The 24,508-nt window shown below is 73.9% G+C and carries 24 protein-coding genes; 11 read left to right on the top strand and 13 right to left on the bottom strand.

The window, feature by feature from the left end:
- The first annotated feature begins 50 nt into the window (after positions 1-50).
- Entirely contained in the window at positions 51-1,331 is a 1,281-nt protein-coding gene (locus tag H299_RS0124575) for a hypothetical protein (RefSeq protein ID WP_037760496.1), read from the top strand.
- Positions 1,332-1,394: 63 nt separating this feature from the next.
- Here H299_RS0124575 and H299_RS36060 read toward each other — a convergent pair whose 3' ends face one another.
- Complete coding sequence (locus H299_RS36060) at positions 1,395-2,702, bottom strand: glycosyltransferase 87 family protein (RefSeq protein ID WP_078513012.1); 1,308 nt, start codon at positions 2,700-2,702, stop codon at positions 1,395-1,397.
- A gap of 50 nt (positions 2,703-2,752) precedes the next feature.
- On the opposite strand from H299_RS36060, the gene H299_RS0124565 reads away from it, so the two are divergent.
- The 3 genes from H299_RS0124565 to H299_RS0124560 all read left to right on the top strand — a co-directional run bounded on the left by H299_RS0124565 (position 2,753) and on the right by H299_RS0124560 (position 6,058).
- Complete coding sequence (locus H299_RS0124565) at positions 2,753-3,913, top strand: glycosyltransferase family 4 protein (RefSeq protein ID WP_027750572.1); 1,161 nt, start codon at positions 2,753-2,755, stop codon at positions 3,911-3,913.
- A 79-nt stretch (positions 3,914-3,992) separates the two neighbouring features.
- Entirely contained in the window at positions 3,993-4,052 is a 60-nt protein-coding gene (locus tag H299_RS40640; protein ID WP_486587447.1) for a trp operon leader peptide, read from the top strand.
- 110 nt (positions 4,053-4,162) lie between these two features.
- Positions 4,163-6,058: an anthranilate synthase family protein gene (locus H299_RS0124560; protein ID WP_027750571.1), complete on the top strand. Its 1,896-nt coding sequence runs from the start codon at positions 4,163-4,165 to the stop codon at positions 6,056-6,058.
- Between the two features lie 76 nt (positions 6,059-6,134).
- Here H299_RS0124560 and H299_RS0124555 read toward each other — a convergent pair whose 3' ends face one another.
- The 4 genes from H299_RS0124555 to H299_RS0124540 form a co-directional block, all read right to left on the bottom strand.
- Positions 6,135-7,163 carry a 6-phosphofructokinase gene (locus H299_RS0124555; RefSeq protein ID WP_027750570.1) on the bottom strand — a complete coding sequence of 343 codons (1,029 nt, stop codon included), beginning with the start codon at positions 7,161-7,163 and terminating at the stop codon, positions 6,135-6,137.
- 160 nt (positions 7,164-7,323) lie between these two features.
- Positions 7,324-7,968, bottom strand: a complete 645-nt coding sequence (locus tag H299_RS0124550; RefSeq protein ID WP_037760729.1) for a response regulator transcription factor — start codon at positions 7,966-7,968, stop codon at positions 7,324-7,326.
- A 76-nt stretch (positions 7,969-8,044) separates the two neighbouring features.
- Entirely contained in the window at positions 8,045-9,271 is a 1,227-nt protein-coding gene (gene macS, locus H299_RS0124545) for a MacS family sensor histidine kinase (protein WP_486587409.1), read from the bottom strand.
- Positions 9,272-9,274: 3 nt separating this feature from the next.
- Positions 9,275-10,051 (bottom strand): lysophospholipid acyltransferase family protein, encoded by a 777-nt coding sequence (locus H299_RS0124540; protein WP_027750567.1) that lies wholly within the window; start codon positions 10,049-10,051, stop codon positions 9,275-9,277.
- Positions 10,052-10,229: 178 nt separating this feature from the next.
- Here H299_RS0124540 and H299_RS0124535 point away from each other — a divergent pair, with 178 nt between their 5' ends.
- Both H299_RS0124535 and H299_RS0124530 read left to right on the top strand, forming a co-directional pair.
- Positions 10,230-11,009, top strand: coding sequence for an alpha/beta fold hydrolase (locus H299_RS0124535; RefSeq protein WP_027750566.1), 780 nt, complete (start codon positions 10,230-10,232; stop codon positions 11,007-11,009).
- Positions 10,996-11,601, top strand: a complete 606-nt coding sequence (locus H299_RS0124530) for a hypothetical protein (protein ID WP_027750565.1) — start codon at positions 10,996-10,998, stop codon at positions 11,599-11,601. Before H299_RS0124535 ends, H299_RS0124530 begins: the two co-directional genes overlap by 14 nt.
- A gap of 37 nt (positions 11,602-11,638) precedes the next feature.
- Here the strand turns inward: H299_RS0124530 and H299_RS0124525 are convergent, their stop codons facing one another.
- Positions 11,639-12,238 carry a TetR/AcrR family transcriptional regulator gene (locus H299_RS0124525; protein WP_027750564.1) on the bottom strand — a complete coding sequence of 200 codons (600 nt, stop codon included), beginning with the start codon at positions 12,236-12,238 and terminating at the stop codon, positions 11,639-11,641.
- 69 nt (positions 12,239-12,307) lie between these two features.
- Here H299_RS0124525 and H299_RS0124520 point away from each other — a divergent pair, with 69 nt between their 5' ends.
- Positions 12,308-13,156, top strand: a complete 849-nt coding sequence (locus H299_RS0124520) for an SDR family oxidoreductase (RefSeq protein WP_027750563.1) — start codon at positions 12,308-12,310, stop codon at positions 13,154-13,156.
- A 39-nt stretch (positions 13,157-13,195) separates the two neighbouring features.
- Here H299_RS0124520 and H299_RS0124515 read toward each other — a convergent pair whose 3' ends face one another.
- Positions 13,196-13,969, bottom strand: a complete 774-nt coding sequence (locus tag H299_RS0124515) for an endonuclease/exonuclease/phosphatase family protein (protein WP_027750562.1) — start codon at positions 13,967-13,969, stop codon at positions 13,196-13,198.
- Between the two features lie 315 nt (positions 13,970-14,284).
- Here H299_RS0124515 and H299_RS0124510 point away from each other — a divergent pair, with 315 nt between their 5' ends.
- Positions 14,285-14,956 (top strand): L,D-transpeptidase, encoded by a 672-nt coding sequence (locus H299_RS0124510; protein WP_486587446.1) that lies wholly within the window; start codon positions 14,285-14,287, stop codon positions 14,954-14,956.
- 386 nt (positions 14,957-15,342) lie between these two features.
- Here H299_RS0124510 and H299_RS0124505 read toward each other — a convergent pair whose 3' ends face one another.
- From H299_RS0124505 to H299_RS0124485, 5 genes are all read right to left on the bottom strand, one after another.
- Positions 15,343-16,284, bottom strand: a complete 942-nt coding sequence (locus H299_RS0124505; RefSeq protein WP_027750560.1) for an ROK family glucokinase — start codon at positions 16,282-16,284, stop codon at positions 15,343-15,345.
- A gap of 161 nt (positions 16,285-16,445) precedes the next feature.
- Entirely contained in the window at positions 16,446-16,922 is a 477-nt protein-coding gene (locus H299_RS0124500; RefSeq protein ID WP_027750559.1) for a DUF5304 domain-containing protein, read from the bottom strand.
- A gap of 131 nt (positions 16,923-17,053) precedes the next feature.
- Positions 17,054-18,382: an ArsA-related P-loop ATPase gene (locus H299_RS0124495; RefSeq protein ID WP_051262806.1), complete on the bottom strand. Its 1,329-nt coding sequence runs from the start codon at positions 18,380-18,382 to the stop codon at positions 17,054-17,056.
- A 1-nt stretch (position 18,383) separates the two neighbouring features.
- Positions 18,384-18,866: an SRPBCC family protein gene (locus tag H299_RS0124490; RefSeq protein ID WP_027750557.1), complete on the bottom strand. Its 483-nt coding sequence runs from the start codon at positions 18,864-18,866 to the stop codon at positions 18,384-18,386.
- A 141-nt stretch (positions 18,867-19,007) separates the two neighbouring features.
- Complete coding sequence (locus tag H299_RS0124485) at positions 19,008-19,769, bottom strand: metallophosphoesterase (protein ID WP_027750556.1); 762 nt, start codon at positions 19,767-19,769, stop codon at positions 19,008-19,010.
- A gap of 295 nt (positions 19,770-20,064) precedes the next feature.
- On the opposite strand from H299_RS0124485, the gene H299_RS0124480 reads away from it, so the two are divergent.
- The 3 genes from H299_RS0124480 (at position 20,065) to H299_RS0124470 (ending at position 23,921) form a co-directional block, all read left to right on the top strand.
- A complete protein-coding gene (locus H299_RS0124480; RefSeq protein ID WP_027750555.1) occupies positions 20,065-21,978 on the top strand; it encodes a long-chain fatty acid--CoA ligase in 1,914 nt (637 codons plus the stop codon).
- A 112-nt stretch (positions 21,979-22,090) separates the two neighbouring features.
- On the top strand, positions 22,091-23,440 hold the full coding sequence (locus H299_RS0124475; protein WP_027750554.1) for a class II 3-deoxy-7-phosphoheptulonate synthase: 1,350 nt from the start codon (positions 22,091-22,093) through the stop codon (positions 23,438-23,440).
- A 160-nt stretch (positions 23,441-23,600) separates the two neighbouring features.
- Positions 23,601-23,921, top strand: a complete 321-nt coding sequence (locus tag H299_RS0124470; protein WP_027750553.1) for a (2Fe-2S)-binding protein — start codon at positions 23,601-23,603, stop codon at positions 23,919-23,921.
- Between the two features lie 4 nt (positions 23,922-23,925).
- Here H299_RS0124470 and bfr read toward each other — a convergent pair whose 3' ends face one another.
- Positions 23,926-24,405 (bottom strand): bacterioferritin, encoded by a 480-nt coding sequence (bfr, locus tag H299_RS0124465; protein ID WP_027750552.1) that lies wholly within the window; start codon positions 24,403-24,405, stop codon positions 23,926-23,928.
- Positions 24,406-24,508: the final 103 nt, after the last annotated feature.

The raw sequence follows: 24,508 nt of genomic DNA, 5'->3' as shown, positions 1-24,508 counted from the left end.
GCCTGGCCCGCACCGGTGCTCACGCCGGTCCCCGCCGTACGATCGCCCGTGTGGGCGACAGACCGGCGGAGGCGGCGGGGCGGGGCGTGCGCGGGCGCGCGCTGTGCGCCCTGCTCGCGCTGTGCGCGGTGCTGGCGGCCTGCGGCGGACCGCCCGACGAGCGGCGGGCCGACCGTACGGAGATCCGGGCGCTGCTCGCCCGGCAGGCGGCGGCCGTGCCCACGGACGGGGCGGGTGGCGCGGACGGTGCGGGCGACGAGCGCGCCTACCTCGCCGCCGTCGACCCCACCGCCGCCGACTACCGGGCCGTTCAGCGCCGGACGTTCCGCAACCTGCGGCGGCTGCCGCTGGACGAGTGGTCCGTACGCGTCACCGGCCTCGAGGTCGACGGACGGCACGCCGAGGCGAAGGTGCGCCTGCGCTACCGGCTGCGCGGCTACGACCGGGCACCGGTCGACGCCACCGAGCGGGTCACGCTCGTCCGCCGCGACGCGGGCTGGTTCGTCACCGGGGAGCGGCGCGGCAGCCCCCGGCAGCTGTGGGAGCAGGGGCGGGTGACGGTGCTGCGCGGCGAGCGCAGCCTGGTGCTGGCCGTCGGCGCCGCCACGGACGCGGAGCGCGGGACGCTGCGCTCGATCGCCGCCGCCGCCGAACGCGCGGTGCCCGCCGTGACGTTGGCGTGGCCGCGCCCCTGGGCGGGCCGGGTGGTGGTCGAGGTGCCCGGCAGCCTGCGCGGGATGGGGGAGCTGCTGGGGTCGTCCGCCGAGTCGTACGAGGGGATAGCGGCGGTGACCCTGGGGGAGGGCGGCGGCGCGGATGAGGCGCCCGCCGACCGGATCGTGGTCAACCCGGAGGCGTACGGCCTGCTCGGCGAGGAGGGGCGGCAGATCGTCATGACGCACGAGGCGGTGCATGTCGCGACCCGCGCGCACACCACCGGCTCCACGCCGCTGTGGCTCTCCGAGGGCCTGGCCGACTGGTTCGGCTACCGGGGGACCGGGCGTACGCCGCGCGAGGCCGCGCCGGAGCTGGCCCGCGAGGTGCGGGAGGGCGAGGTGCCCCCGAGGCTCCCGCGTGACGAGGACTTCCGCTTCGGGGGCGGCGCGGACGCGCTGGGCCGCGCGTACGAGAGTGGCTGGCTCGCCTGCCGCATGATCGCCTCCAAGTGGGGAGAGGAGCGGCTGATGGCGTTCTACCTGGCGGTCGGCGGGCAGGGGCGGGACCAGCGGGAGGGTGCGGTGGACGAGGCGCTGCGGGAGGTGCTCGGGGTGAGCCGGGCGGAGTTCGGCGAGCGCTGGCGGGCGTACCTGGTGGCGGAACTGGGCGGGTAAGCCGGGCCGGGCCCGCAGGCGCACCGCGTCCGTCCCGCGTCCGTTCGCGTCCGCAAGCGCCGCTCAGCGCGGCAGTTCCTGCCGCTGCCCGCCGGACGGCGCCGCCCGGTCCGCCCCGGCCCGGCGACCGGTGCCCTGCTGGAAGGACGGCAGTGCTGCCGCCGGGCCGCGCCCGGTCCGCCCGGCCCGGCGCGGCTCGGTGACCGTCGTGCGCCACAGCACCCGGCAGGCCAGCAGCGAGGCCGCGACCAGCAGCCCGTTGCGCACCACGAGGAGTCCGACGCCGAGGGTGTCGCTGGTGACCACGTGCCCGAACCAGATCGGGAACTCCAGCAGCGTCACCCCCGTCGCCGCCAGCACCAGCAGCGCGGGCAGCCCCTGGCGGCCGGCCCGTCGGGTGACGCACACCGCCGCCAGGCCGACCAGCCAGACCAGGTACTGCGGGCTGATGACCCGGCTGGTCGTGGTGAAGAGCAGCACCGCGGCGAACGCCGCGTCCGCCGGGGTGGTCGACGTCCACTCCACCGCCCGCAGGCGCCACCACAGCAGCCAGCCGAAGGCCGCCGCCGTCAGCGCGAGCGACGCGTCGCTGACCAGGCCCACGTACGGGCCGAGGAACTCGATCGAGCCGTAGTTGAGCCGTACCTCGCCCTCCCAGCCGTAGTGCCGGGCGACGTGGAAGACGAGCGAACCCAGCGACTCGACCTCCGTCCCCCGGTCCCGCTGCGCGGTGAGGAAGTCGAAGGCGCCGGGCATCGAGGCGGTGAACAGCAGCGCCAGCAGCGCCGCCACGGCCACCGCCGTCGTCCATGCGACCCGGGTGACCCGCCCGCGCGGGGTGCCGAGCAGCAGCAGCGCGGGCCACACCTTCAGCATCGCCCCGAACGCCGCCAGCCCCGCCGCAACCCGCGGATGCCGGGACAGCGCCAGCAGCGCGGCGACCGCGACGGCCACCACCATCAGGTCGTAGCGCGAGTAGACGGTCGGCCCCAGCAGCGGCACCCCCGCCACCCAGCACCACGCCCCCGCCCGGCGGCTGCCCGTACGGCCGCCCGCGTGCAGCAGGCAGGCGAACGCCACCGCGTCGGCCGCGCAGGCCAGGACGAAGAAGGCGGCGGTGTAACTGAGGAACGGCAGCGCTCCGGGGGCGAGTACCGCGAGCGCGGCGCCGGGCGGGTACTGCCAGGTGACGTCGTCCACCGGGAACGTGCCGGTCCGCAGCACGTCGGACCAGCCCTGGTAGATCACCGTGACGTCGGAGGTGACGTCGGGGCCGGGCAGCGTGAAGACCTTGAAGACGCAGAGCAGCAGCACGGCCCGGGTGGCGATCCAGACGGCCACGGCGGGCCCGGGCCCTGAGGGGAGGCGCATGACGAGGACACTACCGGCCGGTGCCCGGCCACCCGGTACTGTCGTCGGCGATGCACAAGACCCTGATCGTCACGAACGACTTCCCGCCCCGCCCCGGGGGTATCCAGGCGTTTCTGCACAGCATGGCGCTCCGGCTCGACCCGGCGCAGGTCGTCGTGTACGCCTCCACCTGGAAGCGGGGGCGTGCGGGCGCCGAGGCCACCGCCCGGTTCGACGCCGAGCAGCCGTTCACCGTCGTACGCGACCGCACCACCATGCTGCTGCCCACCCCCGCCGTCACCCGGCGTGCGGTGGGGCTGCTGCGCGCGCATGAGTGCCGGTCCGTGTGGTTCGGGGCGGCGGCGCCGCTCGGACTGATGGCCCCCGCGCTGCGCCGGGCCGGGGCGCGGCGGCTGGTCGCGACGACGCACGGGCACGAGGCGGCCTGGGCGCAACTGCCCGCCGCGCGCCGGCTGTTGCGCCGGATCGGGGACGGCACGGACACGCTGACCTACCTGGGCGAGTACACCCGCTCCCGGATCGCGGGCGCGCTGAGCGCCCCGGCCGCGGCCCGGATGGTCCAACTGCCCCCCGGCGTCGACGAGAAGGCGTTCCGGCCCGCCGCGTCCGAGGGCCCCGGCTCGCCCGGCGCGCGCCTGCGGGAGCGGCTGGGGCTGGGCGGCCGGCCGGTGGTCGTCTGCGTCTCCCGGCTCGTACCGCGCAAGGGGCAGGACACGCTGATCGCCGCCATGCCGCGCGTGCTGGCGGCCGTGCCGGACGCGGTGCTGCTGATCGTCGGCGACGGCCCCTACCGGGGGGAGCTGGTGAAGCTGGCCGCTGCGGCAGGAGTGTCCGACGCGGTGCGCTTCACCGGCGGCGTCCCCTGGGCGGAACTGCCCGCGCACTACGCCGCGGGCGACGTCTTCGCCATGCCGTGCCGCACGCGCCGGGGTGGGCTGGACGTGGAGGGCCTCGGCATCGTCTACCTGGAGGCGTCCGCCACGGGACTGCCCGTCGTCGCCGGGGACTCCGGCGGTGCGCCGGACGCGGTGCTGGACGGTGAGACGGGCTGGGTGGTGCGCGGCGGCGTGCCCCAGGAGGCGGCCGACCGCCTGGTCGCGCTGCTGCGCGACCCGGATCTGCGGGCCCGGATGGGCGCGCGGGGGCGGGCCTGGGTCGAGGAGCGCTGGTCCTGGGACCTGCTCGCGGAGCGGCTGCGGGAGCTGCTGTAGCGGTTGCGGCCACCGCGCTGGTGTCCGCCCTGCGGCCGTCCGGTCCGCGCAGGTACGGACCTGGGGTAGGGTGCCGTCCATGTTCGCGCAGCTGACACACCGCAACTGGTGGTGGACCGCACACCCGGCGGCCCACTGACTGCGCGTACCCAGACGACGCGAAGGCCGCCCGAGGGGCGGCCTTTTTCGTGTCCGGCGCCGGATACGGGTCGCTCCCTCCGCACCCAGACCCGGAAGGAACCACCCGCCATGTCCGACCACCCCGCCCGTTCCGTACGCAGCCGCCTCGACGCGCTGTGCGCCGCCGACGGCCCGCCCTTCGCGCTGCTGCGCAGACGCACCCCCGGCCGGGACGGCACCACCGTGGAACTGCTGACCGGCCCGGTACGCGAGGTCGCCCGGCTCGCCGACCTCCCCTCCGGCCAGGGCCGGGGCGCCCTGGCCCTGGTGCCCTTCCGGCAGATCGCCGAGCGCGGCTTCGAGGCGCGCGACGACGGCACCCCGCTCGCGGTCCTCGTCCCCGAGGAGACCTGCGAACTGCCCCTGGAGGAAGTGCTGCACGCGCTGCCCCGGCACCGCGTGCAGGTCGCCGACGGCGCCTTCGACGTGGACGACGCCGCCTACGAGGAGATCGTGCGCCGCGTCGTCGAGGACGAGATCGGTGCGGGGGAGGGCGCCAACTTCGTCATCCGGCGGAACTTCCAGGGCGTCGTCCGCGGCTTCTCCCGCGCCGACGCCCTCGCCCTCTTCGGCCGCCTGCTCAGCGAGGAGCAGGGCGCGTACTGGACGTTCCTGGTGCACACCGGGGAACAGGTGCTGGTCGGTGCCAGCCCCGAGGTGCACGTGCGGATGAGCGGCGGCACCGCCGTGATGAACCCGATCAGCGGCACCTACCGCTATCCGCCCGAAGGCCCCTCCACCGAAGGCCTGCTGGAGTTCCTCGGCGACCGCAAGGAGAGCGAGGAGCTGTCCATGGTGGTCGACGAGGAACTGAAGATGATGAGCGTCATCGGCGACCACGGCGGTGTGGTCGTCGGCCCCCGGCTGCGCGAGATGGCGCACCTGGCGCACACCGAGTACGAGCTGCGCGGGCGCAGTTCGCTGGACGCGCGCGAGGTGCTGCGCGAGACGATGTTCGCCGCGACCGTCACCGGCTCGCCCGTCCAGAACGCCTGCCGGGTGATCAGCCGGTACGAGCCGACCGGGCGCGGCTACTACGCCGGCGCGCTGGCGCTGCTCGGCGAGTCCGGCGGGGCGCAGACGCTCGACTCGCCGATCCTCATCCGCACCGCCTACCTCGACGCGGCCGACGGCACGCTGCGGGTGCCCGTCGGCGCGACCCTCGTACGCGCCTCGGACCCGGCGGCCGAGGTCGCCGAGACGCACGCCAAGGCGGCGGGCGTGCTCACCGCCCTGGGCGTGCGGGAGGCGCCCGCGCGGGCGGCCGGGCCGCGGGCGGCGCTCGCCGACGACCCCCGGGTGCAGGCTGCGCTGGCGGCCCGGCGCGAGGGGCTCGCGCCGTTCTGGCTGCGGATGCAGGAGCACAGCGCCGAGCGGCACGGGCACGCCTTCGTGGTGGACGGCGAGGACACCTTCACCTCGATGCTCGCGCACCTGCTGCGGGTGTGCGGGTACGAGGTGACCGTGCGCCGCTACGACGCGCCCGGCGTACGTGAGACGGTGCTCGCGCACCCGGGCCCGGTGGTGCTCGGCCCCGGGCCGGGCGACCCGGCGGACGCCGCCGACCCCAAGATGCGCTTCCTGCGCTCCCTGGCGGGGGACCTGCTCGCCGGGCACCGGCACGGGCTGCTCGGCGTCTGCCTGGGACACGAGCTGCTCGCCGCCGAACTGGGCCTGACGCTGGCGCGCAAGGCGCGGCCGTACCAGGGGGCGCAGGAGCGGATCGACCTGTTCGGGAGGACGGAGACCGTCGGCTTCTACAACTCCTACACTGCGCGCTGCGACGAGCGGGTTGCGGGTGAACTGTCTCTGCGCGGGGTCGAGTTGAGCCGCGATGGGGCAAGCGGCGACGTGCACGCCCTGCGCGGGCCCGGCTTCGCGGGCGTGCAGTTCCACCCCGAGTCCGTGCTGACGCTGGACGGGGCGCGGGTGACGGCGGAGCTGCTCGCGGGCGTCCTGGTCTGACCCGGGCCGGGCGGCGGCGGACGCCGGGTGTCCGGGTGCGTGGCGCGCACCCGGACACCCGCCGCCCGCGCGGCCGTCAGCCGAAGAACACCCCCGCCTCCTCGTACAGCTCGGGCGAGACGGTCTTCAGCGTCTCCGTCGCCTCCGCGAGCGGCACCCGCACGATGTCGGTGCCCCGGAGCGCGACCATGGTGCCCCAGTCGCCGTCGTGCACCGCGTCGATGGCGTGCAGCCCGAAGCGGGTGGCCAGCCAGCGGTCGAACGCGCTCGGCGTACCGCCGCGCTGCACGTGCCCCAGCACCGTCGTCCGCGCCTCCTTGCCGGTACGCCGCTCCACCTCCTTGGCCAGCCACTCGCCGACGCCCGACAGGCGCACGTGCCCGAACGAGTCCGTCGAGCCGTCCTTGAGCACCATCTGCCCGTCGACGGGCATCGCCCCCTCGGCGATCACGACGATCGGCGCGTAGCTCGCTTTGAACCGGGACTCCACCCAGGCGCACACCTTCTCGACGTCGAAGCGCTGCTCGGGGATGAGGATGCAGTTCGCGCCGCCCGCGAGCCCGGAGTGCAGGGCGATCCAGCCCGCGTGCCGGCCCATCACCTCCACGACCAGCACCCGCATGTGGGACTCGGCGGTGGTGTGCAGCCGGTCGATGGCCTCCGTCGCGACGCCGACGGCCGTGTCGAAGCCGAAGGTGTAGTCCGTGGCGGAGAGGTCGTTGTCGATGGTCTTGGGAACGCCGACGCATTTGATGCCGAACTCGCCGGTGAGCTTGGCGGCGACACCGAGGGTGTCCTCGCCGCCGATCGCGATCAGTGCGTCGACCTCGTACTTCGCGAGGTTCTCCCGGATTCTCCGCACACCGTTCTCCTCCTTGAACGGATTGGTGCGCGAAGAGCCCAGGATCGTGCCGCCGCGCGGCAGCGTGCCGCGCACCGTCGGGATGTCGAGTGGCAGGGTGTCGCCTTCCAGAGGACCGCGCCAGCCGTCCCGGAAACCGAGGAAGTCGTATTCGTAGCGCTGGACTCCCTTACGGACGACAGCCCGCATGACCGCGTTGAGACCGGGGCAGTCGCCGCCACCGGTCAGCACTCCGACCCGCATGGGATCTCCCTTCTCCGCGTGGACGCAACAGCGTCACGCTAGCGGTGATCCACATCACATCGGGATGCCCCGGACGGACGGATTCTGGGGAACATGGCGGAAACCAGCCGGAGTTCGGGCCGCGGACCCGCCGAACGCGCTCACTCGAACGAGCGACCGCTCACCCGTCGTCCAAACCCCGCTCGATCGCGTACCGCACCAGCTCGACCCGGTTGTGCAACTGGAGCTTGCCCAGGGTGTTCTGCACGTGGTTCTGCACCGTCCGGTGCGATATCACCAGCCGCTCCGCGATCTGCCGGTAGCTGAGGCCCTTCGCCACCAGGCGCAGCACCTCGGTCTCGCGGTCCGTCAGCTGCGGGACGCCGGGATCGGGGGCGGTGGCGGGCGCCGGCTCGGTGGCCAGCCTGCGGTACTCGCCCAGCACCAGCCCGGCCAGCCCCGGGGTGAAGACCGCGTCGCCCGCGGCCGTCCGGCGTACCGCGTCCACCAGTTCCTCCGTGGACGCGGACTTGACCAGGTAGCCGGTGGCGCCCGACTTCACCGCTTCCAGCACGTCCGCGTGCTCACCGCTGGCCGAGAGCACCAGCACCCGGAACTCCTCGCCCACCCCGACCAGCGTCCGGCACACCTCGACGCCCGGCATACCCGGCAGGTTGAGGTCCAGCACCAGCACGTCGGGACGGGCCGCACGCGCGCGGCGTACGGCCTGCTCGCCGTCGCCCGCGGTCGCGACCACCTCGAAGCCGGCCTCGCCCAGATCGCGGGCGACCGCGTCCCGCCACATCGGATGGTCGTCCACGACCATCACCTTCAACGGCCGCGCCCGGTCCGGCGCCCGGTCCGGCGCCTGATCCTCCGACCGCTGCTGCTCCCGCGCCTGCTCAGACATCCTTCGGCATCCTCAATTCCACCTCGGTCCCCTGTCCCGGCACCGACACCAGCTCCGCCGTGCCGCCCAGATCGCGCAGCCGTCCGCGGATGGACAGCGCGACCCCCATCCGGCCCTCCGCCTCCGCGTCCGCCAGCCGCCCGGCCGGGATGCCGGGCCCGTCGTCGCGGACGGTCACCAGCACCGCGTCCGGCTCGTCCTCCAGGAGAATCCACGCCTGCGCGTCCGCACCGGCGTGCTGCCGCACATTGTCCAGCGCCGCGCCCACGGCCGCGACCAGCTCCCGGGCCGGGCCCGGCGCCAGCCGGACGGGGAGGCCCGGCCCGGAGAAGGTCACCCGCGCACCGGCCAGCCCGGCCAGCAGCCCGTGCAGGTCGCGGCTGTCCGCCGGGAGGCTGCCCGGACCCTCCTGACGCGTGCCGGACTGCCTGGGCACCTCCGGCACCGTCGGTTCGGACGGCCCGGCGGCCACCAGCGCCCGCAGCGCCACCTCCTGCTCGCCCGCCAGCATGCCCAGCTCCGCCGCCTCACCGCCGAGCGCCGTCCCGCGCCGCTGCACCATCGCCAGGACCTGGAGCACACTGTCGTGGATGTCCCGGGCGAGCCGCTCGCGCTCACGGGTGGCCGCCTCGATCTGGAGGGCGCGCGACAGCGTGCGCTCACTGGCCCGTGCGACCTCCACCACGTAGCCGATGGCGATGCTCGCCACGCACACCAGCAGCACGTTGTGCAGGGTGTCGCCGGAGGCGCTGCCGCGCTCGACGATGTTGGCCACACCGACCGCGAGGGCCGCCGAGACGCCCCACCGCCAGCCGCCCTTGAGGGCGAAGCCGAGGACGGCGCCCGCAGTCCATATCGACGGCAGGGTGCTGACTCCGCCCTCGACCCGGTCCAGATGCTCGACGTGCCGGGTGAGGAGTATGCCGGTCAGCGCCATCGTGAGATCGCCCGCCAGGAAGAGCGGCGTGCAGCGCTCCGCCGACAGCACCTTCCGTACGGTACCCAGGGTCCAGAGCGTGAGCGCGGCGATGTAAGCGCTGGCGACGAGCGGGTGCTCGTAGCGGCCGTGCGCGACGACGTGCAGCGTCACCGCGTACACCAGGGTCCCCACGCGGTAGGCCGTCAGCGCGCGCCACAGCGGCTGCTCGACCGAGAACCTCGCGGGCACGTCCGCCCGGGCCCCGCCCGACTCCGCGCGCCGCTGCCGCTGCCGGAGCACGCGCTACGCCGCCCTGCCCCGGCCGTCGCCCCGGGCCTTCTCGGCCTGCGCGGACTTCTCCGCCTGCGCGGCTTTCTCGGCCTTCTCCGCCTTCTCGGCCTCGGCGATACGGCGCTTGGCGGCGGTCGCGTACACGTCCACGTACTCCTGGCCGGAGAGCCGCATGATCTCGTACATCACCTCGTCCGTCACCGAGCGCTGGATGAAACGGTCGCCGTCCATGCCCTGGTAGCGGGCGAAGTCCAGCGGGCGGCCGACCCGGATGCCCGGCCGCATCAGCTTCGGCACGACCTGGCCGGGCGGCTGGATCTTCTCCGTGTCGATCATGGCCACCGGGATCACCGGCGCCCCCGAGCGCAGCGCGAGCCGGGCCAGCCCGCCGGGCTTGCCCCGGTAGAGCCTGCCGTCGGGGGAGCGGGTGCCCTCGGGGTAGATGCCGAACAGCTCGCCGCGCTCCAGCACCTCCAGCCCGCTCCTGATCGCCGCCTCACCCGCGCCCCGCACACCCGAGCGGTCCACCGGCAGCTGCCCGACGCCCTTGAAGAAGGCGGCCGTCAGCTTCCCCTTGACCCCGGGGGAGGTGAAGTACTCGGCCTTCGCGATGAAGGTGACCTTGCGGTCCAGCACGGCGGGCAGGAAGAAGGAGTCCGAGAAGGAGAGGTGATTGCTGGCGAGGATGGCCGGACCGGCCGCGGGAATGTTCTCCAGGCCCTCCGCCCAGGGGCGGAAGACCAGCTTCAGCGAGCTGCCGACCGACAGCTTCATCGCGCCGTAGAACAACCGGGACCTCCAGAGGAATGATGGGCACGAGCCTATCCCCCTCCCGGGGCGCCCGCCCCGCCCCGCACGAGCTACCCGCCGGGGGGAGCGCACGCGTAGGCTGGCCGCGGGCGCGGTCCTCGCCGGGACCGCCCGCCCGCCACGACTCCCGCTCCGTCCGTGCGAATGGAGATTCACGGTGCCGCTCATGCCCGGAGCCGAACCGATGCGCCATGACGGCTCGGAGGTCGGCGTGCTCCTGTGCCACGGCTTCACGGGCTCACCGCAGTCGCTGCGGCCCTGGGCCCGCCACCTGGCCGACCAGGGGCTCACCGTCTCGCTCCCGCTGCTGCCCGGACACGGCACCCGCTGGGAGGACCTCCAGGTCACCGGCTGGCAGGACTGGTACGCCACCGTGGACCGCGAGTTGCACCTCCTGCGCGAGCGCTGCGAGCAGGTCTTCGTCTGCGGGCTGTCCATGGGCGGCACGCTGGCGCTGCGGCTGGCCGCCCGGCACGGGGACGCGGTCAGCGGTGTCGTCGTGGTCAACCCGGCGAGCACCTTCCCGCGGCTGCCCGGCTACGCGCTGCCGATCGCGCGGTACCTGGTGCGCTCCTCGCCCGGCGTGGTCGACGACATCGCCAAGGAGGGCGCGCACGAGCTGGGATACGACCGGGTGCCGTTGCACGCCGCGTACGCCCTGCGGGATTTCTTCCGGGTGATGCTCGGCGAACTGCCCCAGGTCACCCAGCCGCTGCTGGTGCTGCACAGCAGGACGGACCACGTCGTGCCGCCCACCGACTCGGCGCTGATCCTCTCCAAGGTCTCCTCGACAGAGGTGACCGAGACGGTGCTGGAGCGCAGCTACCACGTCGCCACGCTGGACCACGACGCGGAGCGCGTGTTCGCGGACAGCTACGGCTTCATCTCCCGCCTCTCCCGTATCGCGGCAAGGGAGCCTTCCCGTGACGGAGCGTAATCCCGGTGCCGAGCAGGGCGACGAGCCGGAGTCCATCCTGCCCCCGGACGAGGAGGCGGCGTGGGCGGCGATCGTGGCCGGGTACGGCGAGCAGCCCGGTGTCGAGGGGGACGCGCCGGGCGAGGCCGAGTCCGGTCCCGGCTCCGACGGCAGTGCTGATCCCGGCTCCGACGGCGGCGACGAGGGCCGCGAGCCGGACGGCGACACCCTGACCCGGCCCGAAGGGGAGCCGCGGGAGGGCGAGGACGGCGAGCCCCCCGTCCGCAGCGTCACGGTCTACGCCGCGGGTACCGGTCCGCGCGACTGGCCGCTGTCCGAGGCGGCCGAGGCGGCGGCGGAGGCGGACGACCACTTCGTGCCCCCGGACCCGCCGCTGCCGCCGTCCGACCCCACCAGCACCTTCGCCTGGATCGCGGTGCTGGGCGGGCCGCTGCTGCTGATCGCGGGGGTGATCTTCCGCTTCGAGATGACGTGGTGGGTCATCACCCTGGGCGTCGGCGGCTTCCTGGGCGGCTTCGGCACGCTCGTGGCCCGGATGCGCGAGGACAGCGACGACGACTTCGAGGACCCGGGGCGCGGCGCGGTCGTCTGACCCGCCCTGAAGACCCGAGCGGGCCCGGGCGGGCTGGTCAGCCCGGCCGCAGGCCGTCGAAGAGCAGCGACTCCATGCGGTCCGCGTGCTCCCCGGGGAGCTGGCCGCGCAGCCAGGCCGCCGCGCTGATGAGCGCGAAGACGTCGGCGGCGGTGGCGTCGGTGCGGACGGCGCCGGCGGCGCGGGCCCGCTCCAGCAGCGCCTCGCCCGCCGCCGACATCCTCTGGCAGGCCGCGTGCAGCTCCGAGGTCTCGTCCTCCAGGCTGCCCAGGAACTGGTCGGTGAGCCCGCTGTACGTCGCGGTGTGCTCGGTGACGGCGCGCATCCACCGGTCGAGCGCTTCGCCGGGCGTGCTGCCGGCGCCTGCCCCGGTGCCGTCGAGCAGTTCGTCGCCGAGGGCGTGGACCGCCTCCTGCCGTTCGTGCAGCAGCGCCTCCAACAGGGCGCGCCGGTTGGGGAAGTGGGAGTAGAGCGTGCCGATGGCGACGCCTGCCCCGCGGGCGACACGCTCCAGCGACGCCTGGGTCCCCTGCTCCCGGAAGACGGTGTCCGCCTCGGCGAGCAGCCGTGCGTGGTTGCGCCGCGCGTCCGCGCGTCTGCGGCGGGGCGGCGGCGTCGCGGATGACGTCTCCGGCATAAGTCGAGGACTCCTCATCTAAGGCTGGTACATTTTCTTGAGGGACTCTCAGGTTAAGTGGAGGAACACATGATCCTGGTGACAGGCGCGACCGGCACCATAGGCAGGCATCTGGTGCGGGCGCTCGCGGACGCGGGCGCGCCGTTCCGGGCGATGGTGCGGGACCAGGCCAAAGGCGAGGCCCTGGGCTGCGACTTCGTCGTGGCCGACTTCGACGAACCGGCTTCGCTGACGGCCGCGCTGGAGGGCGTCGACCGGCTGCTGCTCAACAGCGGCGGTGCGCTCCCCGTGCCCGGATCGCAGCCGATGGTCGGGCAGCAGACCGCCGCCGTCGACGCGGCGCGGGCCGCCGGGGTCTCCCGCGTGGTGAAGGTGGGGGCGTGGCGGCCCGGCCCGGAGTCGAAGCTGTCGGTGCGCGCGCACTGGGAGATCGAGCGGTACCTCGAAACGTCCGGCCTGGAGTGGTCGATGCTCCAGCCCACCGGCTACATGCAGAACTTCTTCACGGGCAAGGGCGGGTTCCGCCACAGCGGCGCCCTGGCGGGCCCGTACGGTACGGGCCGGGTGGCCTACCTCGACGCCTACGACGTCGCCGCCTGCGCCGCGGTGCTGCTGACCGGCTCGTCCGGCGCCGGGCGGACGTACCCGCTCACCGGTCCGGAGGCGCTCACGCACGAGGAGATCGCCTCGCTGCTCGGCGTCCCCTTCCGGGACGTGCCGCCCGCGGAGGCCGCAGCGGACCTGCGGGCGCAGGGGCTGCCCGGCTGGTTCGTGGACGATCTCCTGTGGCTCTACGCGGACATGGCGTCCGGCGGCATGTCGGAGGTGACGTCGGCGGTGCGGGATCTGACCGGGCGCGCGCCCCGTACGTTCGCCGCGTTCCTGCGGGCGAACGCGGCGGGGGCGGGCGCCGGCTGAGCGACACCTGGCCGGAGACCCCTGCCGGGCGCGGACCGGTCACGCGCCGGCAGCCCCCGGGTGCGGTGGCACCCGCAGGGCCGCGAGCACCGGCAGGTGGTCGGTCGCCGCGCGCAGGTCGCCGTCGGTGACGCCGGGCAGTCCGGCGGGCACGCCGCAGCCGAGGACCTCGACGCCCTCCGAGGCGAGCACCGCGTCGATGCGCTGGTGCGGGCGCTCCGGGGTGGAGGTGAACTCGCCGCCCCACGGCTTGCTGACCCAGCCGTCCCGCAGGCTGTCCGTGAGCCTGCTGAAGCCGCGTCCCTCCGGCCGTTCGTTGAAGTCGCCCGCGACGACGCTGTGCGGCGTACTCGGGTGCGGCAGCCGGTCCAGCAGCAGACCGGCCTGCGCGTAGCGCTCGGCACCCTGGAGGCTCAGGTGGCAGCTGACCACCGTCAGCCGCGCCGAGGTGCCGAACCGCAGGACGGCGGTGGCGAGTCCGCGCCGGTGCAGACCGGGTGTCAGCGGCAGCAGGACGTCCTCGGTGTGCTCGACGTACGCGCGCAGCGAGGCCAGGATCAGCGGGCCGCTGGCCGTCGCGCCGCCCGTGACGTAGGTGAGGTCCGTCGCACGGGCGAGCCGTGCGGCGTACTTGCGCCAGCGGAAGAACCGCGGCGCCTCCTGTACGCAGACGACGTCGGGGGCACAGGCCCGGATCACCTGGGCGAGCGCCTCCGTGTCGTCGCGCATGGAGCGGATGTTGTAGCTCAGGAGGCGGATGACGGCGGAGCCGTCGGGCTCGGTCTTCGACTCGGGAAGATCCGCAAGTGTCATGGGCGAAAGCGTAGTACGCCTCCGGCGCCCGGGGCGCGGCGCGCGGCCGTCGTGGCGGGGCCGGGGACACCGGGGACCGCTCCCAGGGGTGGCGCGGACGAGGACGCGTCGTACCCCGGTCACCCGTCACGGGATGATGCCCGGTAATCGCCCGTGGTGACGGGGGTGATCGGTCTACCGTGACAAGTGGAGGGCACGTACTGGACTTTGGGGCTCCGCCGCCCTCCGGCGCGCGGTGCCCTGCCGGGACGAAAGTGGTGACTTGTGTCAGGAAGTGCAGGACGAAAAGGCAGGCGGCGCCGGGCCGTGGTCGGTCTGGCGGCTGCCGGGCTGCTGGCGCCGCCGGCGTTGGCCGGTCTCGCCGCGGCACCCGCGCATGCGGCGGGCTCGTGGTGCGGGGGTCTGCAAGGGCCCTACCAGAAGCAGGCGGAGCGGTTCCTGGGGCTGAAGGCCGACGGCATCCAGACGACCGCCGACTGCCGGAAGATCCGGTCGTTCCAGGCGTCGCACGGCATCCAGCCGCAGTACGGCTACGCCGGGCCGGTCACCTGGAAGGTGATGAAGGCGGTGAAGCGGCAGGAGTCCGCGGGCAGCGAGCCGAACCGGGCCGGACGCTGCCCGGTGGACAAGGGCCGTATCGCGTGCGTGGACCTGACCCGGCAGATCAGCTGGATTCAGGACGGCGGGCAGCTCCGCAAGGGGCCGGTACCGGTGCGGACGGGCCGGAACGGCCATGAGACCCGCACCGGGCTGTACGAGGTCTACTGGCGGCACAAGAACCACGTGTCGTCGCTCTACGACTCCAAGATGCCCTACAGCCAGTTCTTCGACGGCGGCGAGGCTTTCCACGCGATCAGCGGGAGCGTGTGGTCGGAGCCGGGCTCCCACGGCTGCGTCAACATGCGTACCGAGGACGCCAAGGCGTACTGGAAGCTGCTGAGCCACGGGGACGAGGTGTACGTGTACGGGCGCAAGTCCGGCACGTGAGGGTGTGCCCGCCCCGACGGTGCCCCGCCGCCCGTGACCCGGCCGGCGGGGCACCGTCCTGCCCGGGCATGCCCCACCCGCCTCGTCTCTCCGGGCGGACGCTGCCCCGCCGCTCTCTCTCCTGGCTTCGCCGGGAGGTGCCCCTGCGTGGTCGGGATCGTCCCGGTACGCCCCGTACGCAGACGAGTCCCTAGCCTTGCGCTCTACCGCGCCTGCCACCGCGGACTCGTCCTCGTACCGGGCCGTACGTGGGCGACTCCGACAACGCGGCGAGCATGGGGCCTCCCCAGGCCCGAAGGGCCGAGGCATGGGGCCTCCCCAGGCCCGAAGGGCCGAGGGGACGCGTGCCAGGCGTCGCACAGCAGGCGACATTGTGACGACAGAGCCTAGCCCTGGCGGGCCAGGTCCGCCGCGCCGACCAGCCCCGCCTCGCCGCCCAGCCGGGCCGCGAGCACCTGCGCGTGGGGCCGCCACTGGCCGCCGACCAGCCAGCGCCGGAACGACTTGCGGATCGGGTCCAGTACGAGATCGCCCTCGTCCGAGACGCCGCCGCCGACGATGAACGCGGAGGGGTCGAAGAGCGAGGCCAGGTCGGCCAGACCGGCGCCCGCCCAGCGGGCCAGCTCGCGGAAGGCGTCGACCGAGACCGGGTCGCCCTGCCGTGCGGCCTGGCTGACGTGCCGCCCCTGGATGCCCGCCGGGGTGCCGTCGCCGAGGCCGAGCAGGGTCTCCGCGTGCTCCGGGGTCGCGGCGGCGCGCTGCTGCGCGTACCGCACCAGCGCGCGGCCGGAGGCGTACTGCTCCCAGCAGCCCTGGCTGCCGCAGCCGCACAGCAGCCCGTCCGGTACGACCCGGATGTGGCCGAACTCCGCCGCGACGCCGAAGCGCCCGCGGTGCAGCCTGCCGCCGATGACGATGCCGCCGCCGAGCCCGGTGCCCAGGGTGATGCACACGACGTCGTCGTGGCCCTGGCCCGCGCCGAAGCGGTATTCGCCCCAGGCCGCGGCGTTCGCGTCGTTCTCCACGACGACCGGCAGTCCGACGCGCTGCTCGACCTTGTCCTTGAGCGCCTCGTGGCGCCAGGCGATGTTGGGGGCGAAGAGGACGGTGGCACGCTTGTCGTCGACATATCCGGCGGCACCGATGCCGACGGCCTCCACCGGGTGCTGGGCGCTGGCCGAGCGGACCGCGTCCGCGATGGCGTCGACGACGCCCTCGGCGGTGGGCGGGGTCGGCACCTTGCTCGTCTCCAGGACCGCGCCGGCCTCGTCGACCACCCCGGCCGCGATCTTGGTGCCACCGATGTCGACGCCGATGGTGAGTCCCATATATCCCTCAGTTTTCGGTCGATCCCCGCTGCGCACGAGGGTACCGGAGGGGAGGGGCGCGCACGGCTGCTCCGGACGACCGCCCGGCCGGGCGGGGCGGAAGTCCCGGGCGGGGGGCGGGGGGTGGCGCGGCTGCGGAGCCCGGCGGGGCTCAGCGGCGCTCAGTCGAGGTCGATGCGCTCCGCTCCCGGCGGGCCCTCGTCGCCGTCCGGGCGCTTGTCGGACGGCACTTCGGCGTCCGTCGGCCGCGACGGCGCCGTCCAGCGCCGCTCCTCGCCCTGCACGGCGGAGCGGTAGGCGGCGAGCAGCTCACCACCCGCTGCCGCGAGGTGGTCGAAGAGCTGCGGGTTGCGCTCGACCACCGGCTCCACCACGGACCGCGCCTGGGCGAACAATTGCCGTGCGACGTTCTGCGCGGCCACCTCACCGGCCGGACCGGCCAGCGGCTTGCCCAGCCGGCCGACCCTGTCGGCGACCGCGTCGGCGAGCCGCCGCAGCTCGTCGGCGGCGCTGACGGGCTGCGGCCCGTAGGCCGCGCGGCGGCGGGCCTTCTCCGCGGCGAGGTCCTCTTCGCATGCCGTCGCCCAGGCGTCGGGGTCCGGGTCGGCCGCGGGGTACTCGGCTGCGGCATCGCTCATGGCGGGCTCCTGGAGGAGAGTGGCTTTCTCCCGACGTTACCCGAACGGCGCGCCCAGGGGGGTGCCGTTCGGCCAGGGTCCCGGGGCGGCGGAGCCGCCCGGGTGCGCGGCGGGACGCGCCGCGTTCGGCCTCAGCCGCGCGCCGCTTCCGGCCACAGCCGGGGCTCGGGCGCGAACCGCACCCGCAGTTGGCCGTCCGCCAGCGCGGCGCCGGCCACGCGGCAGCGGCGCAGTACGGAGGGCAGCGGCAGCAGCCGCCGGTACGGGCCGACCCCGACGATCAGTTCGTCGCCGCGCCGTACCAGCTCCAGCGTCTCGCGCCGTGCGCCGGGCAGCGGCAGCAGCCAGTGGAGCATGCCGTCCTCGGCGAGTTGGTCGGTGACCCGGCCCAGTACGGCGCCGCCGGGCTGCCGGGGCAGGCGCGGTGCGCGCGGACCACCCGCCGGCCCGTCCGGCACCCCGTCCGGCAGGCCGGCCGCCGAGGCGAGCAGGGAGAGGTCGGCGGAGCCGTGCGGATCGCGTCCCAGGTGCGGCAGTTCACACAGCGGCACGCCCGTCGCCCCGTCGCCCGCCGCCGCGCGCAGCTCCTTCAGCACGGCCTGCTGCCGTCCGCTCAGCGCCGCCAGCCACGCGTCCTCGGAGCCGGTGGGCAGCACCCGGCTGGCCAGCACCGCGTCCAGCGGCAGCCCGTAGAGCGCGCACCCCGCCCGTGCCTCCCGTACGGCGGCGGGGGCCGCCCCGCCCGGCTCGGTGACCAGCCGTACGGAGGTGCCCGGGGCGCCGATCACCCGCTGCGCGCGCGCCAGTTCCGCGTCCCAGCGGGCCGCCGTCGCGTACAGGCCGTGCGCGGGCATCGGCACGCCCGCGAGCTGGGCCAGCACCGGGCGCAGCGCCCGCGCGGCCTGCTTCTCGGGCGGCAGGAGCCGCCGCAGGTATCTGCGCAGCTGCTCGGGGAGCGCGAGCATGCCGAGCGCCTGCCGGACCGGCGGCAGGTCCGCCACGACCAGGTCCCACGGCTGCGCCGGGCGCGTGCACAGCGCGCGCAGCAGGGCGAAGGTCTCAGCGCCGGGCAGGGCGGTGAGTTCGCCGGCGTCCAGCGGTTCGGCGCCGGTGAGGTCCAGGGCCGCACGGGCGCGCTCCTGGAGGGCGGCGGCCTGGGTACGGAACTCCTCGTCCGGATCGGCGCGGGCCACCCACAGGCCGTCGGTGCCCGGCACGGCCACCGGCGCCGCGCCCGCGTCGGTGCCGGAGGAGTCGGGGCGGGAGGCGCCGAGGGAGGCGCCGAGCACCGCCTCCAGCACGTGGGGCGGCTCCGCGCTCACCAGCAGGACCCGGGCGCCCGCCCGGGCGGCGGCGGTCGCGGTCGCGGCGGCGGCCGTCGTACGGCCCGCGCCGCCCGCTCCGGTGACGAGCACCGTGCGGCGCGGCGGCGGGGCCGGGCGGCCGTCGTCCTCGCTCACCTCAGGACTTGCCGCCCTCGGCGGTCTCCGCCGCCGGTGCCGCGCCGCCGGACTCGACCCGCTTCTTGAGGCCGTCCAGGGCGCGGTCGATGATGACCTTCTCCGCCTTGCGCTTGATCATCCCGAGCATCGGGATCTTGACGTCCACCGTCAGCTGGTAGGTCACCTCGGTACGCGCGCCCCCGGCGACCGGGGTGAGCCGGTAGGAGCCGTCCAGCGCGCGCAGCATCTGCGACTTCACCAGAGACCAGCGCACCTCGCCGTCACCGACCCACTCGTACGCCAGGGTGTGCTCGTCCTTGATCGCGCCCGCGTCGAGCAGCAGCCGGACCTGCTCGGCCCGGCCCGCGGCGTCCGAGGTGAGGATCTCGGCCTCCTTCACCTCGCCCGTCCACTCCGGGTAGCTCGCGAAGTCGGAGATCACCCCCATGACATCGGTGGGGGCGGCCTCGATGGTGATGCTCGAGCTGGTGTGTTCCGCCATCGACGTGGCTCCTCGCTTACCCCGTTGCCGCTGCTACCGCTGTCGCGCTCTGCGCTGGAAGGCTACCGCGCGGCCCGGCGGGGCCCGTCACCGCTCCGGAACCCGGTCACCGCTGCCGAACGCGTCACCGCCCCGGAAGTCTCACCACTCCAGGACCCACGGTGTACCCGTCGCGTTGAAGTGGCCGACGTTCACGCACTCGGTGGTGCCCAGGCGCATCCTCCGCACCAGCGGCTGATGGACGTGCCCGAAGAGGTGGTAGCGGGGGCGTACGGCGCGCACCGCCTCCAGCAGCGCCGTGCTGCCGCGCTCGAAGCGGCGCGCGACGGTGTCGTAGCACAGCTCCGGCACCTCCGGCGGTATGTGCGAGCACAGCACGTCGACTTCGCCCAGGGCCGCGACCTTCGCCGCGTACGTCTCCTCCTCGACCTCGAACGGGGTGCGCATGGAGGAGGGCAGGCCGCCGCCCACGAAGCCGAACCGGAGCCCGCCGATCTCGGCCGTCCCGCCGTCCAGGACGGTGGTGCCGGGTCCGGCGTACTCCGGCCACAGGGCAGGCATGTCGACATTGCCGTAGGTCGCGTACGTCGGGGTGGGGAAGACGGCGAACATTTCGGCGTACTGCCTGCGCACCGCCGCCTCCGTGGCGGCCCGGCGGTCGACGGTCGCCCACAGGCGGGCGGAGAACGCGTGGGCCTCGGTGAAGCGGCGCGCATCGCGCAGGGCGACGATGCGGTCGGCGTTCTCCCTGCCGAAGAGGTCGGGGAAGATGCCGCGTGAGTGGTCCGCGTAGTCGAGGAAGAGGATGAGGTCGCCGAGGCACAGCAGGGCGTCGGCGCCGTCGCCCGCCCTGGCCAGTGCCTCGGTGTTGCCGTGCACATCGCTCACCACATGGACTCTCATGGCCATACCCTAGGGTTTGTCCCGGGGCGTCATAGGTCGCGGTAGGCGCACCGGGCAGGGTGGGCAGCTGTCCCGTACGCGCCGCCGCCGAGCCGTCCGCCCGCACGGGCGGTCCCGGCCCGCGCTGTGTGACGCGGCGAACATCTGGCCGCCACCCCCTATCCCGCGAGCTTTACCAGTGGGTAACGTCCGGGCCGTCACCCTTCAGATCCCGCGATACCTCGCCGGGAATCTGGACCGAGCCGCCGGAGGCCGCCCCGCCCGGCCTCCGTTCGGCGCCGACGAGGAGCAGCAGTTGCGTGAGTTCAGCCTTCCGGCACTTTACGAGGTCCCCGCGGACGGAAACCTGACGGATCTCATCCACCGCAACGCCGCGCTCCACCCCGAGGTCGCCGTGCTGGCCCGCAAGCGTGCGGGGAGCTGGGAGGACGTCACCGCCGCCGCGTTCCTGGACGAGGTCCGCACGGCCGCCAAGGGCCTGATCGCGGCCGGGGTCCAGGCGGGCGACCGGGTGGCGCTGATGTCCCGTACCCGCTACGAGTGGACGCTCCTCGACTTCGCCGTCTGGAGCGCGGGCGCGGTCACCGTGCCCGTGTACGAGACCAGCTCGCCGGAGCAGATCGCCTGGATTCTCGGTGACTCGGGCGCGGTCGCCGCGCTGGTCGAGACGGCTGCGCACGGCGCCGCGCTGGAGTCCGTACGCGACCGGCTGCCGAGGCTCGCACATGTGTGGCAAATCGATCCTTCGCCCGCCGCCCGGGCGTCCGACCCCGCGTCCGTACCCGTCTTCACGCCCTCGGGCGGCGGCGCGGGCGCCGTCGCCGTACTGGCGGATGCGGGCGCCGGCCTCTCCGACGCGGACGTGGACGCCCGCAGCGCGGTGGCGAACGCCGACTCCCCGGCCACCATCGTCTACACCTCGGGCACCACCGGCCGCCCCAAGGGCTGCGTGCTCACCCACCGCAGCTTCTTCGCGGAGTGCGGCAACGTGGTGGAGAGACTGAGCCCCCTCTTCCGCACCGGCGACTCCTCCGTGCTGCTCTTCCTCCCCGTCGCCCACGTCCTCGGCCGCCTGGTGCAGGTCGCCGCCGTCATGGCGCCGATCAAGCTCGGCCACGTCTCCGACGTCAGGAACCTCACGGACGAGCTGGCCGCCTTCCGGCCGACCCTGATCCTGGGGGTGCCGCGGGTCTTCGAGAAGGTCTTCAACGCGGCGCGGGCCAAGGCGCGGGCGGGAGGCAAGGGCGGCCTCTTCGACCGGGCCGCCGACACGGCCATCGCGTACAGCCGCGCGCTGGCCGAGGCCTCCGCCGCGTCGGCCGCCTCCGCCGGACCCGGTGACTCCGGCCGCACCGGCCGCTCCGGCCCGTCCCTGGGCCTGCGGCTGCGGCACAAGGTGTTCGACCGGCTCGTCTACCGCAAGCTGCGCGCCGTCCTCGGCGGCCGTGCCACCCACGCCATCTCCGGCGGCGCTCCGCTCGGTGAGCGCCTCGGCCACTTCTACCGCGGCATCGGCTTCACCGTGCTGGAGGGCTACGGGCTGAGCGAGTCCTGCGCCGCTACGGCCTTCAACCCCAGCGACCGCCCCAAGATCGGAACGGTCGGCCAGCCGCTGCCCGGTTCGGTGATCCGCATCGCGGACGACGGCGAGGTGCTGCTGCACGGCGAGCACCTCTTCTCCGGCTACTGGAACAACGAACAGGCGACCCGCGACGCCCTGGCGGACGGCTGGTTCCACACCGGCGACCTGGGCTCGCTGGACGCGGAGGGCTATCTCACGATCACCGGGCGCAAGAAGGAGATCCTGGTGACCGCGGGCGGCAAGAACGTCGCCCCGGCGGTCCTGGAGGACCGTATCCGCGCGCACGCGCTGGTCGCGGAGTGCATGGTGGTGGGGGACGGGCGCCCGTTCATCGGCGCGCTGGTCACCGTGGACGAGGAGTTCCTGCCCCGCTGGGCGGCCGAACGCGGCAAGGACGGGCTCGGGCGGGCGGAGCTGCTCGCGGACCAGGAGCTGCTGGCGGAGCTGCAGACGGCGGTCGACCACGGCAACGCGGCGGTCTCCAAGGCGGAGTCGGTGCGCAAGTTCCGGGTGCTTCCCGGGCAGTTCACCGAGGACTCGGGGCACGTCACCCCCTCGCTCAAGCTCAAGCGCAACGCCGTGGCGAAGGACTTCGCCGACGAGATCGAGGCGCTGTACGAGCGCTGAGGGTCTGCCGGGTGGCCTCGATTCGGGCGGTCGCCCTCCGCATCCGGGACGTCACGTCTCACCCATCGGTCCGCGGGATGATTTCATCCGCAGACCCCGTAATCTGGGCTGTGTGACTGTCAACGCCAAGACCCCCGCCGGTGCCCATTCCTGGAGAGACCTGCCCGCCGCGCAGCAGCCCGACTGGCCGGACCGCGACGAGCTGCGCGAGGTGGTCGCCGAGCTCGAGTCCTATCCGCCGCTCGTCTTCGCGGGCGAGTGCGACCTGCTCAAGCAGCGGCTGGGCGCCGTGGCCAGGGGCGAGGCGTTCCTGCTCCAGGGCGGTGACTGCGGGGAGGCGTTCGACGCCGTGTCCGCGGAGCACATCCGGAACAAGCTGAAGACGCTGCTTCAGATGGGCGCCGTGCTCACCTACGCGGGCTCGGTGCCGGTGGTCAAGGTCGGCCGGATCGCCGGCCAGTACAGCAAGCCGCGCTCCAAGCCGACCGAGACGCGGGACGGCGTGACGCTGCCCGTCTACCGCGGCGACTCGGTCAACGGCTTCGAGTTCACCCCCGAGGCCCGGCGGCCCGACCCGCAGCGCCTCAAGCGGATGTACCACGCCTCGGCCTCGACGCTGAACCTCGTACGCGCCTTCACCACCGGCGGTTACGCCGACCTGCGCCAGGTGCACGCCTGGAACCAGGACTTCGTGCGCAACTCCCCCTCCGGGCAGCGGTACGAGGCGCTGGCCCGCGAGATCGACCAGGCCATGAAGTTCATGCACGCCTGCGGCACGGACCCCGAAGAGCTGAAGACCGTCGAGTTCTACGCCTCGCACGAGGCGCTGCTGCTCGACTACGAGGGCCCGCTGACCCGTACGGACTCGCGCAGCGGCGCGCTCTACGACGTCTCCGGTCACATGCTGTGGATCGGTGAGCGCACGCGGCAGCTGGACGGCGCGCACATCGAGTTCGCCTCCAAGGTGCGCAACCCGCTGGGCGTGAAGCTGGGGCCGACGACGACGCCGGAGGAGGCCCTCGCCCTCATCGACCGGCTGGACCCGGAGCGGGAGCCGGGGCGGCTCACCTTCATCACCCGGATGGGAGCGGACAAGATCCGCGACCGCCTGCCGCTGCTGGTGGAGAAGGTCACCGCGTCCGGGGCCCAGGTGGGCTGGGTGTGCGACCCGATGCACGGCAACACCTTCGAGGCGGCCAGCGGGCACAAGACGCGGCGCTTCGACGACGTGCTGGACGAGGTCAAGGGCTTCTTCGAGGTGCACAAGGGCCTCGGCTCGCACCCCGGCGGCATCCACATGGAGCTGACGGGGGACGACGTGACGGAGTGCGTCGGCGGCGGCGACGAGATCTTCGTCGACGACCTGCACCAGCGGTACGAGACGGCGTGCGACCCGCGGCTCAACCGCAGCCAGTCGCTCGACCTGGCCTTCCTGGTGGCGGAGATGTACCGCGACCAGTAGTGGCCGGGCGGGGCGCGAGGTGTCGCGCGGGCGGTGGGGCCCGTGTCACAGGGAATGTGACACGGGCCCCACCGCGTCGGGTGGACGCCGCCCGATGGGTAAGGTTAGGGTTACCTCACCGTTTGAACCCGCCGGTGCGCTCGCGAGGGAGGTCCGCCGCGTGTACGTCTGCTCATGCTTCGGCATCACCGAGGAGCAGGTCCGCGAGCACGCGGATGCCGGGGTGTGCACCCCGCGCCAGATAGCCTCCGCCAGCAAGGCGGGCACGGACTGCGGGTCCTGCGTGCGCCGCATCCAGGGACTGCTCGGACGGGGCGGCTGCCCGCGCCGTACGGTCCTGGAGCAGAAGGCGCCGCCCGCGGAGGCGGCACCGGGGGCGGCTCCGGCCCCGCCCCTCGTACCGTCCGCGCCGGTGACTCCGGCGGCTCCGGTGCCCGAACTTCCCGCGGTGGCGGCCGTGTCCGCGGCAGTCGCCGCCTAGCGCGTCACGAGTCCGGCTGCTCGATCAGCTGGGCGATGTACAGCGGTTCGCCGAGCTTCTCGATCAGCTCCAGCTGCGTGTCCAGGTAGTCGATGTGGTGCTCCTCGTCCGCAAGGATCTCCTCGAAGATGTTGGCCGAGGTGATGTCGCCCTTGGCGCGCATGACGTCGACGCCCCGGCGCAGCCTGTCGATGGCTTCCACCTCGATCTGCCGGTCGGCCTGGAACATCTCGGTGACCGTCTGGCCCACCCGGACGTGGAAGAGTCGCTGGTAGTTGGGCAGTCCGTCCAGGAAGAGGATGCGGTCGGTCAGCTTCTCCGCGTGCCGCATCTCGTCGAAGGACTCGGACCGGGTGTATTTGGCCAGTTTCGACCAGCCGAAGTTCTCCTGCATCTTCGCGTGCAGGAAGTACTGGTTGATCGCAGTCAGCTCGGCGGTCAGCTGCTCGTTGAGGAATTCGATGACCTCGGGGTCGCCCTGCATGGCAGCGGGCTCCTTCCAAGCGGTGGTCGGCGGGATGCGCGCATCCTCGCACCAAGGCCGGGACGCGTCCAGTAAGTGCAGGCTTGCCTGATTTGGAATAGTT

This window comes from Streptomyces sp. CNH287 (genome assembly GCF_000424825.1).
Note: the sequence above shows the minus strand (reverse complement) of the source record. Positions and strands in the feature narration are given on the sequence as shown.

Excerpts from the sequence above, each read along its gene's own strand:
- H299_RS0124485 (WP_027750556.1), bottom strand. The coding sequence starts at position 19,769 with ATGAGAGTCCATGTGGTGAGCGATGTGCACGGCAACACCGAGGCACTG.
- bfr (WP_027750552.1), bottom strand. The coding sequence starts at position 24,405 with ATGCAGGGCGACCCCGAGGTCATCGAATTCCTCAACGAGCAGCTGACC.
- H299_RS0124505 (WP_027750560.1), bottom strand. The coding sequence starts at position 16,284 with ATGGGACTCACCATCGGCGTCGACATCGGTGGCACCAAGATCGCGGCC.
- H299_RS0124525 (WP_027750564.1), bottom strand. The coding sequence starts at position 12,238 with ATGCCGGAGACGTCATCCGCGACGCCGCCGCCCCGCCGCAGACGCGCG.
- H299_RS0124515 (WP_027750562.1), bottom strand. The coding sequence starts at position 13,969 with ATGACACTTGCGGATCTTCCCGAGTCGAAGACCGAGCCCGACGGCTCC.
- H299_RS0124500 (WP_027750559.1), bottom strand. The coding sequence starts at position 16,922 with ATGAGCGATGCCGCAGCCGAGTACCCCGCGGCCGACCCGGACCCCGAC.
- H299_RS0124565 (WP_027750572.1), top strand. The coding sequence starts at position 2,753 with ATGCACAAGACCCTGATCGTCACGAACGACTTCCCGCCCCGCCCCGGG.
- H299_RS0124560 (WP_027750571.1), top strand. The coding sequence starts at position 4,163 with ATGTCCGACCACCCCGCCCGTTCCGTACGCAGCCGCCTCGACGCGCTG.
- H299_RS36060 (WP_078513012.1), bottom strand. The coding sequence starts at position 2,702 with ATGCGCCTCCCCTCAGGGCCCGGGCCCGCCGTGGCCGTCTGGATCGCC.
- H299_RS0124550 (WP_037760729.1), bottom strand. The coding sequence starts at position 7,968 with ATGGTCGTGGACGACCATCCGATGTGGCGGGACGCGGTCGCCCGCGAT.
- H299_RS0124555 (WP_027750570.1), bottom strand. The coding sequence starts at position 7,163 with ATGCGGGTCGGAGTGCTGACCGGTGGCGGCGACTGCCCCGGTCTCAAC.
- H299_RS0124490 (WP_027750557.1), bottom strand. The coding sequence starts at position 18,866 with ATGGCGGAACACACCAGCTCGAGCATCACCATCGAGGCCGCCCCCACC.
- H299_RS0124520 (WP_027750563.1), top strand. The coding sequence starts at position 12,308 with ATGATCCTGGTGACAGGCGCGACCGGCACCATAGGCAGGCATCTGGTG.